Here is a 12951-nt window from a genome sequence, read left to right as displayed (position 1 = left end):
CCCTACTGTGATGCGGTGACCACCGTATGTGACGACGTACTGGAGACCGCCAGGGGTGCCGTGGCCACGCTGCGCGCGATGCCGCCGCCGGCCGTCGACACCGGTGTCCCAGTGGTGCTGTGCCCCGGGCTGATCGGCTCGAAGGAGGACTTCCTTCCGCTGCTGCCCGCTCTGGCGGCCGCCGGGTACCGCGCCTACGCCTACGACTACCACGGCCACTACGCCCCGTCCCGGCTGCTTCCGGATGAGGACCACTCGATCCGGCGGCACGCCGACGACCTGATCGCCGTGCTGGACGCCGTGGGCGGCGACGACAGGACCCCGCACGTGGTCGGGCACTCCTACGGCGGGTTCGTGGTCCGCGCCGCCGCCCTCGCCCAGCCCGGCCGGCTGCGCTCCGCGGCCCTCATCGGCAGCGGCCCCGGCATGGACAGCCCGGCACACCGCAGGATCCTCGGCGGGTTCGACCACACCCTGTCGCTGCAGGGCAACGCCGTCATGTGGCCCGTCGTGCGGCGGCTCATCCCCGAGGACGACACCGCCCGGCGCGAGTTCTGGCGGACCCGGCTGCGGCTGATGCGCCCCGCGTTCGTCCGCGGCGCCCTGGCGTCGCTCGCCGGCGAGTCCGACCGCGCCGACGAACTGCGCGCCACCCGGCTGGCGCTGCTCGTCATGCACGGCCACCGGGACCGCAAGCTGTGGTCGGCGACCGAGTTCGCCGGCTACGCCGAACGCGCCGGCGCGACCCTCGCCGTCATCGACGGCGCCTCCCACAGCCCCAACCTCGAGCAGCCCGGCGCGGTCGTCGAGGCGCTGCTGCGGTTCTGGGCGGAGACCGACCGGCGCCGGGCTCTGCGGACCTTCGTCGACCTGGTCCGCCCGTCGGCGCACCCCGACCCGTACCCGGCCTACGCGCGGCTGCGCCGCACCACCCCGGTGCTGCCGGTCCAGCTGCCCGGCAAGACCGAGGCGGTGGTGCTCACCCGGTACGCCGACTGCGCCCGCCTCCTGCAGGACGCCACGTTCGTCAGCGCCGGCGAGGCACCCGAGCTGCTCACCGCCGGTTGGCGCGAGCACCGCCTGGTGCGCTGCCTGTACCAGTCGTTCGGCTGGCGGGAAGGCGAGGCGCACCTGCCGCTGCGCACCGCGCTCGCCCGCCGGCTCACCCCGCGCCGCTGCCCCGTCCAGCACGCCGACGTCGTCGACGTCGCCACCCGGGTCCTCGACGACTTCGCGCTGCGCCTCGCCGGGGGAGCGACGGTCAACCTCGCCGACGCCGTCGCGGTGCCGTTCGCATCGCTGGTCACCGGCCGGCTCCTCGGCCTCCCCGACGCCGACGCGCTGCGCCTCGGCGTCGCCGCCCGGGCCGGCAGCGCCGCGTTCGAACCGTTCATCACCCCTCGGCAGCGCACCGCCATGACGGCCGCCGGTGACACCATCATCGACACCCTCGCCGGCCTCGCCGACGACGGCCTCCTGGCCGTGGTGCGCGCGCACCGGCCGGACGGCGGCGAGCAGTACCACGGCGACCTCGCCCTGCTGTTCGGCGCCGCCTACGACTCCCCGGCGAGCCTCGTCACGCTCGGCGCCCGGCTGCTGCTCACCCACCCGTCGCAGGCCGCGGTGCTGCGTGAGGACCCGGCGGCCGCCGAGCGGGCCGTCGAGGAGATCCTGCGCTACGACCCGCCGGTGCAGGTGGCGGTGCGCATCGCGACCGTGCCCTGCGCGTTCGGCGGCGTCGCCGTCGCACCCGGCACCGCACTGCTGGGGATCCTGGGCGCCGCCAACCGCGACCCCGCCTACACCGAGGACCCCGACGAGTTCCGGATTCAGCGACGTACCACTCGGCCGCCGCTGTCCTTCGGCGCCGGACGGCACTACTGCCCCGGCTCCGCCCTCGCCCGCACGCACGCCCAGGTGCTGTTCCCCATGCTGCTGCGCCGTTTCCCGGGCCTGCGCCTGGCGGGGACGCCCCGGTTCCGCTCGCCGGGCACGATGCTGCGCGGCATCGAAGACCTCCCCGTCCGCCTCGATGATTGCGGGTCCCCCTGATGCGGGTGCTGTTCACCATCAACCCGGCGCCCGGCCACCTGTTCGCCCTCGTCCCCCTCGCCTGGGCGATGCACCTGCGGGGGCACGAGGTCCTCGTCGCCGCGCCCCGGTCGATGGGGCAGCAGATCCGCCGGGCCGGGCTCAGCCACGCCGTCGTCGGCGGCGACGCGTCGTTCTTCGAGCTGTGGCCCGCGCACGTGCCGCTCGGCGGCAACGACACCCTCGACCTCGCCGTGTTCGCCGCCATCGCCGAACGCACCGGCCCCGACGTCGTCGCCCTCGCCCGCGCCTGGCGGCCCGACCTGATCGTCACCGAACCCGTCGAGTACGCCGCGCCGCTCGCCGCCACGCTCCTGGGCGTCCCGTGGGTGCTGCACCACTGGGGGCTGCCCGTCCCCGGTGCCGTGCACCGCGCCGCTCTCGCCGACGTCGCCGACCGGCTGCTGCGCCTCGCCGAGACCCTCGGCGTCGACGGGGCGACCGCCGCGCCGCTCGCCACCGTCGACACCTGCCCGCCGTCGCTGCGGCTGCCCGGCTCCGTTTCCGGGGTGGCCCTGCCGATGCGGTACGTGCCGTACAACAGCGCCAGCACGCTGCCCGACTGGCTGTTCGCCCCCCGGGTCCGCCCGAGGGTCTGCGTCTCCATGGGCACCGTGCCGATCCCGGAGGGCGTCGACGGGCTCACCGCCGCCGTCGCCGGGATGCGGGACCTCGACGTCGAGGTCGTCGTCAGCGGCGCCGGCGTGCACGGCATCGAGGACCTGCCGCCCAACGCCCGCCGCGTCGGCTGGCTGCCGCATCACGTGCTGCTGCCGACCTGCGACCTGTTCGTCCACCACGGCGGCTCCGGCAGCTCGATGGCGGCCCTCGGCGCCGGCCGCCCGCAACTGGTCCTGCCGCAGATGTGCGACCAGTTCAGCATCGCCGACCGGCTCACCGCCGCCGGTGTCGCGCGCAGCGTCGCCTTCGCCGACCGGTCCCCGGATGCGGTGCGCACCGCGGTGCGGGCGCTGCTCGCCGACACCGCCGTCACCCGCCGCGCCGGCCGGGTCCGCGACGAGATCGCCGCGCTGCCCGCCCCGCCGGACGTCGCCGCGACCCTGGCGGGTCTGACGAACGCGACCCGACCTGGCATGGTGGAGGCATGTGCAGGAACATCCGGGTACTGAACAACTTCGAGCCGCCGGCGACCGAGGACGAGATCGAGGCCGCCGCCGTGCAGTACGTGCGCAAGGTCAGCGGCATGACCCGCCCCTCGCAGGCGAACCAGGCCGCCTTCGACGCCGCGGTCGCGGCCGTCGCCGCCGCCACGCGTGAGCTGCTCGGGTCGCTGGTCACGCAGTCGCCGCCGCGCGACCGCAAGATCGAGGCGGCCAAGGCGAAGGCCCGCGCCGCCGAGCGCTACGGCACCCGCGACTGAGATGTACGTGACCGCCGAAGGGCGTTACACCGGCGGTTCCCGCCTGGCGTCGATCGGGTTCGGGTCACGGTTCGGCGGCTGACGGAACGCTCCGCCGGGGTCTCACGTCGCACCGGGCATGAAGCGTGCCGCTGTCCTGTTCACCGTTTTCGTCGCGCTCGCCGGTGCGGGCGTGGCGCTGCGCGGGCCGATCCACCGGCTCGTGTGCCCGGCGACGGTCACCGCGTACGGGCAGCTGCCGCGGCCCGACGTGCCGGTCGCCGGCGGTCACTACGTCGCTGAGGTCGGCGACAGGTTCGCGGTCGGCGGCCGGTACGACCCCATGCCCGAGGGGCGCCCCCGGCTCGGCGGTGACGCGACGGTCGTGCGGTACGACCACGCCGAGACCTCGCCGACCGAGGAGCGCTGCGGGCAGGTCGTGGCCGGTTACCGGTACCACGTCTACGTCGCCGAACACGCCGGCGACGTCATCATCGACGGCCATCAGATCCAGATCATGGCCCGTCCATAGATCGTCGAATAATTTCACAGCACGGTCAGCATCTTGCGGTAAAGCATCGACCAAGTTACGGTTCGATCCTTCATCGTTGCCGTTCCCCGCCAGGAGCGTGTCATGCGCCGTGCCCCCTTCCGTCTCCTGCCGGCAGCGTTGACGCTGGCCGCAGCCACTGCCCTACCCGCCGTCGCGGTCCTTCCCGGACCGGCGAACGCCGACATCACCACCGCCTCGGTGGACAACCTGCGCACCGGCTGGGACAGCGCCGAACCAGGCCTCGCCCCGTCGGCCGTCTCCGCCTCCGACTTCGGCCAGCTGTTCTCCACCACCGTCAACGGGCAGGTGTACGCGCAGCCGATCGTCGCCGGCGGCACGCTGATCACCGCCACGGAGAACAACTGGGTGTACGGCCTGAACCCCGCGACCGGCGCCGTGGCCTGGTCCCGCAGCGTCGGACCGGCGTGGCCCGCGTCCGCCATCGGCTGCGGTGACCTGGTGCCCAACATCGGCATCACCAGCACCCCGGTCTACGACCCGGCGACCGGGGCCGTGTTCTTCATGGCCAAGGTCAACGACGGGCCCGACGCCGACCACCCGCACTTCTACCTGCACTCGATCAACCCCGCGACCGGCGTCGAGCGGGCCGGCTGGCCGGTCACGATCCAGGGCTCGCCGACCAACGACCCGGGCAACACGTTCAACGCGAAGACCGCCGCGCAGCGGCCCGGCCTGCTGCTGCTCGACGGCGTCGTCTACGCCGGGTTCGCCAGCCACTGCGACTACGGCCCGTACGTCGGGTACATCGCCGGCGTGCGTACCACGACCCCGCAGATGACGACGTTGTGGTCGACCGAGGCGGGCCGCAGCAACGGCATGGCCGGCATCTGGCAGTCCGGCGGCGGTCTCGTCTCCGACGGGCCCGGCCGGATCATCGTGTCCACCGGCAACGGCGTCTCGCCGGCGCCCGGCCCCGGCACCAGCCCGCCCGGGACCCTCGCCGAGTCGGTGATCCGCCTGCAGGTCAACGGCGACGGGTCGCTCACCGCGAAGGACTTCTTCAGCCCGTTCAACAACAGCCGGCTCGACCAGGACGACACCGACTTCGGCTCCGGCGGCCCCATGGCGCTGCCCGCCGGCTTCGGCACCCCCGCCCACCCGCGGCTGCTGGTGCAGACCGGCAAGGACGGCCGCGTGTACCTCCTCGACCGGGACAACCTGGGCGGCAACGCGCAGGGTGCCGGCGGCGGGGACGCGTCGGTCGGCCCGCCCGGCGGCCCGTACAACGGCGTCTGGGGTCACCCGGCGTTCTGGGGCGGCGACGGCGGCTATGTGTACCAGGTCGAGAACCAGGGTTTCCTGCGCGCGTTCAAATACGGCGTCAACGGCGCCGGCCTGCCCGTCCTCACCTCGGCCGGGACCAGCGCATCGACGTTCGGGTACACCTCGGGCTCGCCGGTCGTCACGTCCACCGGCACCACGTCGGGCTCGGCGATCGTCTGGGCCGTCTACAGCGACGGGTCCAACGGCGCCAACGGCCAGCTGCGCGCCTACGACGCCCTGCCGGTCAACGGCCGGCTGAACCTGCGCTACAGCGCGCCGATCGGCGTCGCGACGAAGTTCGTCACGCCCGCCACCGACGGCGGCCGGGTCTTCGTCGGCACCCGCGACGGGCACCTCATCGGCTTCGGCCGGCCCACCACCGCGGCGCTGACGAGCAGCCCCACCGACTTCGGCAGCGTCGCGGTCGGCAGCACCGCGAACGCCACCGTCACCGTGACGGCGACCCGCGCCGTCACGATCTCGGCGATCTCGACCAGTGCGCCGTTCGCGGCGACCCCGCCGGCGCTGCCGGTGAACCTCACCACCGGGCAGACGTTGTCCGTGCCGGTGCGGTACACGCCGACCGCGACCGGCGGCGCCACCGGCAGCCTCACGTTCACCACCAACGCCGGCACCGTCCCGTTCGACCTGCACGGCGTCGGCACCCGGGCCGGCCTGGGCGCCACCCCGTCGACCCTGGCGTTCGGGACCGTGCCGACCGGCGCGAACAAGACCCTCGGCGTCAGCATCACCAACACCGGCACGAGCGCGGTGACCATCACCGGGTTCACCGCCCCGGCCGCGCCGTTCACGGCCACCGGCTTCCCCGGCACCGGCACCACCCTCGCCGCCGGCGCGTCGGTCTCGGTGTCCGTCCGGTACACCCCGGTCGCCGCCGGCAACCACAGCAGTTCGTTCATCGTCACCAGCAATGCGGGATCGGTCACCGTCCCGGTCACCGGCACCGCCGTCACGGGCGCGCCGCACCTGACCATCACCCCGAACCCGGTCGCGTTCGGGTCGGTGCCGATCGGGCAGACCGCGACGCAGACCTTCGACATCGCCAACACCGGCAACATCACGCTGACGCTGACGAAGGCCGCACCGCCGGTCGGCGCGTTCAACACCACCACCCCGGTGTCGGAGGGCCAGCAGCTGTCGCCGGGTGACGTCATCCACCAGACCGTCACGTTCACCCCGTCCGTGCAGGGTGCCCAGTCGGCGGTGTACTCGATCACCGGCGACGACGGCCAGGGCGCGATCCTCGTGCAGCTCACCGGCACCGGCGTGACCGGCACCGGCACCACGAACCTGGCCGCGGGCCGGCCGGTGACCAGTTCCAGCGCGCAGGGCGGCTACCCCGCCTCCAACGCCACCGACGCCGACGCCAACTCGTACTGGGAGAGCGCCAACAACGCCTTCCCGCAGTGGATCCAGGTCGATCTCGGCTCCACCGTCTCCGTCGGCAAGGTCACGCTGCGGCTGCCACCGGCAGCGGCGTGGGCGACGCGCCGGCAGACGGTCGCGATCATCGACGGCGCCACCGGTACCGTCCTCAAGCCCGCCGCGGACGTCGTGTTCGACCCGGCGACGGGCAACACCGCCGACATCGCCGTGGCCGCGGGGGTGCGGCAGCTGCGGGTGCAGATCACCGGCAACACCGGCTGGCCCGCCGGGCAGCTGTCGAGCCTGGAGGTGTACGGCGCCGGCGGCGGCCCGGCCACCCTCACGCTGAACCCGGCGTCGCTGACGTTCGAGAGCACCCCGGTCAACGCCAACAGCGAGTGGCAGACGGTGCTGGTCACCAACACCGGCACCGGCCCGGCGACCGTCTCCGGGATCACCGCGACCGGCGACTTCACCCGCGTCACCACGTGCGGCACGGTCATCGCCGCCGGCGCCAACTGCACCGTCACCGTCACGTTCCATCCGACGGCGGCGGGTACCCGCACCGGCACGCTCACGGTCGTCAGCAGCGCCACGAACGGCACTGCCACGGTCGCGCTCTCCGGTACCGGCGTGGCCACCGGCACGGCGACGCTGACGGCGAACCCGACGGCGCTCACCTTCGCCGCCACCACCGTCGGCTCGTTCAGCGGCGCGCAGAACGTCACCGTCACCAACACGGGCACCGCCGCCGCGACCGTCTCCGGGGTCACGGTCGCCGGTGACTACACGCAGACGAACACCTGCGGCACGTCGATCGCGCCGGGCGGCAGCTGCACCGTCAGCGTCACCTTCCGGCCGACCGCGACCGGCACCCGGACCGGGTCGCTGACCGTGGCCAGCAACGCCACCAACGCGTCGCTCAGCGTGGTCCTGTCCGGGCAGGGCGCCTCGGTCTCCGGGCCGAACCTCGCGCTGGGCCGGCCGACGACGCAGTCGTCGAGCACGCAGACGTACGGCTCCGGCAACACCGTCGACGGCAACCCGAACACCTACTGGGAGAGCGCCAACAACGCCTTCCCGCAGTGGGTCCAGGTCGACCTCGGCGCCGCCACCTCCGTCGGCAAGGTCACGCTGCGGCTGCCCCCGTCCACGGCGTGGGCGACCCGCACCCAGACGGTCACGGTCACCGACGGCGCGACCGGCGCGACGCTGCGTGGCTCCATCACGGTCACGTTCGACCCGGCGAGCGGGAACACCGCGATCCTGTCGTTCCCGGCGGTGAGCGTGCGGTACCTGAGGGTCACTGTCACCGCCAACAGCGGCTGGCCCGCCGGCCAGCTGTCCGAACTGGAGGCCTACAACCTGTAGGCCAGCGGCCTCCTAGCATGCTGAACTGTCCCGGGGTTCCACGAGGACCCCGGGATTGATCAGCGTGAACCCCGGGCTGAACAGCGGATCGAACCATACTTTGCGTTGTGATATAAGTCATCCGTGCGTCTGGGGTAATCACCCGGTTGACGCGATTTAACGAACCGGACGTTCATCACCAAACGACTTCCGTGACCACTAGGTTCACTCGACGACATGAGTGTGCCGCGCCAGATGGATTCGCCCGCCAGCGAGGCCACGGGAGGTTAGACGTGTGGAAGGGCCGCCTGGCCATCATTACCCTGCTGCTCGTGTCGCTGCTCGCAGGACTGTCGATGTTCACCGTCGGCGGCGCGAGCGATGACCAGCTCGAGGTCTACTCGTGGTGGACGGGCCCCGGCGAGGAGGAGGGCCTGGCCGCGATGGCCGAGGCCTTCGAAGCGGCCAACCCCGGCATCCGGTTCGTCAACGCGGCCGTGTCCGGCGGCGCCGGCTCCAACGCCAAGGCGATCCTTGCCAGCCGGCTGCTGGCCAACGACCCGCCCGACTCCTACCAGCGCCACGCCGGCCTGGAGCTGCTCGACGACGTGCGGTCCCGCAAGGTCCAGGACCTGACCGACCTGTACGAGCAGCAGGGCTGGCGGAAGGTCTTCCCGAAGGGCCTGCTGGACAATCTCACCATCGACGGCAAGATCTACGCCGTCCCGGTGAACATCCACCGCGCGAACCTCATCTGGTACAACCCCCGTACGTTGCGGGACCTCGGGATCGCCGGTCCGCCGAAGACGTGGACGGAGTTCCTCGCCCAGGCCGAGATGATCCGCGGCAAGGGCAAGGTGCCGCTCGCCGTCGGCCCGGAGTGGACGCAGAAGCACCTCATGGAGACCGTCCTGCTCGGCGAGCTCGGCGCCGACGACTACGAGCGGTTGTTCTCCGGTGACCTCGGCTGGACCTCGCCGGAGGTCACGTCGGCCCTCGCCATGTTCGGCAAGGTGCTCGGCAACTCCGACGTGAAGTCCGCCGCCGGCGAGTGGCAGCCGCAGCTCGACCGGATCGTCGAGGGCTCCGCCGTCTACGCCGTGATGGGCGATTGGAGCTCCTCCTACCTGGAGCAGGCGAAGAAGCTGCAGTGGCGCGACGGCTACGACGTGGCCCCGTCACCCGGCACCGAAGGCATGTACGACTTCCTCTCCGACTCCTTCACCCTGCCGACCGGAGTGCGGAGTCCCGACCTCTCCCGCAAGTGGCTCATCGAGTGCGGCTCCGCGGCCGGACAGAACCTCTTCAACCCGCTCAAGGGTTCCATCCCCGCCCGCACCGACGCCGAAGCCGACCTGTACCAGGGGTACCTCGGCTGGACGCTGCAGCAGTGGCGCGACCCGAAGACCCGCATCGTCGGCTCCCTCGCGCACGGCGTCGTGGCCAACAACGCCTACAACGCCGAGATCGACTCGGCGCTCGGGCTGTTCGTCCAGCACGGCGACCTGGGCAAGTTCGCCAGCACTGTGCAGCAGCAGTTCCAGGAGACTCGATGACCGCCCCCGTCCATGTGCCGCGGCACTCCAACGCACCGCCGGCACCCCAGTTCACGCCACCCCCGATCCGCCGCCGCAAGCACCGCGGCCCGGCGTGGCTGGCTGGGTTCCTCCTCGTGTCGCCGTCGCTCATCCTCATCGGCGTCTTCGTCTACGGCTTCCTCGGCTGGAACGTCCGCGTCTCCTTCACCAACTGGCGTGGCCTGTCGCCGTCCTACCACTTCGTGGGCCTCGACAACTACGTGCGGCTCATGCGCGACGAGCGCTGGCACGCCGACGTGCGCAACCTCGTCGTCTTCACCGCGGTCTTCGTCGGCGGCGCGCTCGTGCTCGGCTTCCTCATGGCCATGCTGCTCGACAAGGGCGTCCGCGGCGAAGGCTTCCTGCGCGGCGTCTTCCTTTTCCCGATGGCCATCTCGTTCATTGCCACGGCCATCGTCTGGCGCTGGCTGCTGGACAACGGCTCCGGCGACGACACCGCCGGGCTGAACAAGCTCTTCGCCGTCGTCGGCCTGGATTTCCTGCGCAGCGACTGGCACAAGTCCGACTCGATCTGGGCGATCGCCGCCGTGGCGCTCCCCGCCGGCTGGGCCCTCTCCGGCTACGTCATGGCCCTCTTCCTCGCCGGCATGCGTGGCGTACCGGAGGCACTGCGCGAATCCGCCCGCCTCGACGGCGCCAGCGAGACGCAGATCTTCTGGCACGTCGTCCGCCCCGCCCTGCGCCCCGTCACGTTCAGCGCCATGCTCATCATGGTCCATATCTCGCTGAAGACGTTCGACCTGCTCTACGCGCTGGACCAGGGCAACCTCCGCATCGACACCCCTTCGCTCTACATGTGGTTCACCACCTTCGACGGCGGCTTCTACGACCGCGGCGCGACCATCGCAACGGTCCTGCTGATCGGCGTCGCGCTCGTCGTCGGCCCTTATGTCTGGTACGCCCTGCGCACGGAACGGCGGTAGACACATGGTGCCCCGGTTCGCCTGTCCACCCCGCTCCGCTGCGTCGCGCGGTCCTGCCTCGCGTGGTCCTGCGTCGCGTTGTTCTGCCTCGCGTGGTTTTGTCGCGCCGGGGCGTGTTCGCTCGCGTCTGGGACGGGGGTAGTCGCATGGTGCGTGCCACTGCCACGGTGCCTCGGCACGTGGTCTCCGACCCCATCCCGCCCGCGTCGTCGAAAGCCGCCGGCGGCGCCCGCAGCGTCGTGCGTTACGTCGTGCTGTGGGCCCTCGCGTGCTTCTTCCTCCTACCGGTGTACGTCCTGGTGGTGACCTCCTTCAAAGACCCCGTCGACGTGTCGGTGACGAGGATCTGGGAACTGCCGACCAGCTTCTCGATGGACAACTTCGGCCTCGTCTGGCCCAAGCTCTCATCGGGCTTCCGCAACAGCCTCTCCCTGGCGATCCCGGCCAGCCTCCTCTCGGCACTGCTCGGCTGTGCCAACGGCTTCGTGCTGTCGAAGATCCGCTTCCCGTTCTCCAACGTGGTCTTCCCGCTGATCCTGTTCGGCATCTTCGTGCCCTACCAGGCCGTCATCATCCCCGTCTCGCAGACCATGACGGCGGTCGGCCTGCGCGGCGGCAACGACCCCACCGGTGGCCTCGCCGGCCTGATGCTCATCCACATCATCTACGGCCTGCCGATCACGACCCTCATCTTCCGTAACCACTTCGTCGCGATGTCCAACACCCTGCTCGAGTCGGCCCGCCTCGACGGCGCCGGCATCCTGCGCAGCTTCGTCGACATCGCGGTGCCCCTCGCCAAGCCGGCGTTCGCCGTCGCGATCATCTGGCAGTTCACCTCCTCCTGGAACGACTTCATGTTCGGCGCCATGATGACCAGCCGCGACTCCTGGCCGGTGACGATCGCCCTGAACAACATCGCCGGCGGCCAGTCCGTCCCCTTCGGCCAGGCGATGGCCGGCGCCCTGCTGGTGAGCCTGCCCACACTCGCCCTCTACATCATGTTGGGTCGCTTCTTCATGCGAGGCCTGCTCGCCGGCACCCTGCAGGACTGAGATGGGTACCTCACCTATCCCTTCATAGGCAGAATTACCGATGCGCCACGGCCGCCCTTGCCGCGATGCTCCTCCCTGCGATCGAACACCGACCACGGAGGTTTGTCATGAACGTCATCACGCGCGGCTGGGCGGGTCCAAGCCTTACCGGCCCTGGGTGACTCCCGACGATGCGGTTCCGCGGCCCGGCGCGTCCCTGTCCGATGCCGGGCCGCACTCGTGACGCTCATGCTCGGCCGGGTCCGCCAAGCATGGCCGCGACGCTCACCCAGCGCGGGGCGTGGTCGCGTCCGCGCTGGTGGTGTAGGAGACGGTCAGCGCTGATCCGTTGTGGTTGATGTTATGCGGCGGCGAGTTGGGTCGGGGATGTCTCGGGTTCGGTTCCGCCGGTGGTGATGACGGTCAGCCGGGCTTTGGCGAGGATCTCCAGGCCCATGTAGCGGCGGCCTTCGGTCCACTCGTCGGTCTGCTCAGCGAGCACGGCGCCGATCAGGCGGATGACCGCGGCGCGGTTGGGGAAGATCCCGACGACGTCGGTGCGGCGGCGGATCTCCTTGTTCAACCGTTCTTGGGGGTTGTTCGACCACACCTGTTTCCAGACCTCGCGTGGGAAGCCGGTGAAGGCGAGGAGCTCTTCGCGGGCGTCGTCGAGGTGGTCGGCTGCGTCGGGGAACCGTTCGGCCAGGGTTGTCACGGTGCGGGCGTACTGGGCGCGGACCGCGTCGACGTCGGGCTGGTCGAAGATCGTCCGGACGAGGGTCGCGACCCACGGTTGCGCGGTCTTCGGGACCTTGGTCAGCAGGTTGCGCAGGTAGTGGGTGCGGCAGCGTTGCCACGCCGCGCCGGGCAGCGCCGCGCCGACAGCGGCGACCAGGCCGCGGTGGGCGTCGGACACGACGAGACGGACGCCGGACAGGCCGCGGGCGGTCAGTGAGCGTAGGAACGCCAGCCAGCCGGCGCCGTCCTCGTCGGATGTCACGTCCAGGCCGAGGACCTCCCGCTGTCCGTCGGCGTTCACCGCGGTGGCGACGAGGGTGTGCACGTTGACGATCCGGCCGCGTTCGCGGACTTTCACCACGAGGGCGTCCAGGGCGAGGAACGTGTATGGGCCGGCGTCGAGGGGCCGGTTGCGGAACGCCTCGACCTGCGTGTCCAGGTGCGCCGCCATCTCCGACACCTGGCTCTTGGACAGCCCGGTGATGCCGAGTTGCTCCACCAGCTTCTCCACCCGCCGGGTCGACACCCCCAGCAGGTACGCGGTCGCGACCACGCTGATCAGGGCTTGTTCAGCGCGGCGGCGGTGCTGCAACAACCAGTCCGGGAAATAGGAGCCCTGCCGCAGCTTCGGGATCGC

General features: G+C 71.5%; 9 protein-coding genes. 8 read left to right on the top strand and 1 reads right to left on the bottom strand.

The window, feature by feature from the left end:
• Window positions 1–15 precede the first annotated feature (15 nt).
• The 8 genes from AB0K00_RS53855 (at window position 16) to AB0K00_RS53820 (ending at window position 11597) form a co-directional block, all read left to right on the top strand.
• Window positions 16–2052 (top strand): alpha/beta fold hydrolase, encoded by a 2037-nt coding sequence (locus AB0K00_RS53855; protein WP_363538771.1) that lies wholly within the window; start codon window positions 16–18, stop codon window positions 2050–2052.
• On the top strand, window positions 2052–3221 hold the full coding sequence (locus AB0K00_RS53850) for a nucleotide disphospho-sugar-binding domain-containing protein (protein ID WP_363538769.1): 1170 nt from the start codon (window positions 2052–2054) through the stop codon (window positions 3219–3221). Before AB0K00_RS53855 ends, AB0K00_RS53850 begins: the two co-directional genes overlap by 1 nt.
• The gene (locus AB0K00_RS53845) at window positions 3197–3472 is read left to right on the top strand and encodes a DUF2277 domain-containing protein (RefSeq protein ID WP_327010057.1); all 276 of its coding nucleotides are present in this window, start codon (window positions 3197–3199) and stop codon (window positions 3470–3472) included. Before AB0K00_RS53850 ends, AB0K00_RS53845 begins: the two co-directional genes overlap by 25 nt.
• A 118-nt stretch (window positions 3473–3590) precedes the next feature.
• Window positions 3591–3983 carry a hypothetical protein gene (locus AB0K00_RS53840; RefSeq protein ID WP_363538767.1) on the top strand — a complete coding sequence of 131 codons (393 nt, stop codon included), beginning with the start codon at window positions 3591–3593 and terminating at the stop codon, window positions 3981–3983.
• 102 nt (window positions 3984–4085) lie between these two features.
• Window positions 4086–8045, top strand: coding sequence for a choice-of-anchor D domain-containing protein (locus AB0K00_RS53835; RefSeq protein WP_363538765.1), 3960 nt, complete (start codon window positions 4086–4088; stop codon window positions 8043–8045).
• A gap of 272 nt (window positions 8046–8317) precedes the next feature.
• The gene (locus AB0K00_RS53830) at window positions 8318–9580 is read left to right on the top strand and encodes an ABC transporter substrate-binding protein (RefSeq protein ID WP_363538763.1); all 1263 of its coding nucleotides are present in this window, start codon (window positions 8318–8320) and stop codon (window positions 9578–9580) included.
• Entirely contained in the window at window positions 9577–10545 is a 969-nt protein-coding gene (locus tag AB0K00_RS53825) for a sugar ABC transporter permease (RefSeq protein WP_363538761.1), read from the top strand. The genes AB0K00_RS53830 and AB0K00_RS53825 overlap by 4 nt, the downstream gene beginning before the upstream one ends.
• A gap of 146 nt (window positions 10546–10691) precedes the next feature.
• Entirely contained in the window at window positions 10692–11597 is a 906-nt protein-coding gene (locus AB0K00_RS53820; RefSeq protein WP_363538759.1) for a carbohydrate ABC transporter permease, read from the top strand.
• Window positions 11598–11937: 340 nt separating this feature from the next.
• Here the strand turns inward: AB0K00_RS53820 and AB0K00_RS53815 are convergent.
• On the bottom strand, window positions 11938–12951 hold a 1014-nt coding region (locus tag AB0K00_RS53815; protein ID WP_363538757.1), incomplete at its 5' end, for an IS256 family transposase.

The sequence above is a fragment of the Dactylosporangium sp. NPDC049525 genome (genome assembly GCF_040676755.1).
Classification (GTDB): domain Bacteria; phylum Actinomycetota; class Actinomycetes; order Mycobacteriales; family Micromonosporaceae; genus Dactylosporangium.
Note: the sequence above shows the minus strand (reverse complement) of the source record. Positions and strands in the feature narration are given on the sequence as shown.

Bases quoted from the DNA above. Each gene is read 5' to 3' on its own strand.
- AB0K00_RS53825 (WP_363538761.1), top strand. From the start codon at position 9,577: ATGACCGCCCCCGTCCATGTGCCGCGGCACTCCAACGCACCGCCGGCA.
- AB0K00_RS53845 (WP_327010057.1), top strand. From the start codon at position 3,197: ATGTGCAGGAACATCCGGGTACTGAACAACTTCGAGCCGCCGGCGACC.
- AB0K00_RS53840 (WP_363538767.1), top strand. From the start codon at position 3,591: ATGAAGCGTGCCGCTGTCCTGTTCACCGTTTTCGTCGCGCTCGCCGGT.
- AB0K00_RS53850 (WP_363538769.1), top strand. From the start codon at position 2,052: ATGCGGGTGCTGTTCACCATCAACCCGGCGCCCGGCCACCTGTTCGCC.
- AB0K00_RS53835 (WP_363538765.1), top strand. From the start codon at position 4,086: ATGCGCCGTGCCCCCTTCCGTCTCCTGCCGGCAGCGTTGACGCTGGCC.
- AB0K00_RS53820 (WP_363538759.1), top strand. From the start codon at position 10,692: ATGGTGCGTGCCACTGCCACGGTGCCTCGGCACGTGGTCTCCGACCCC.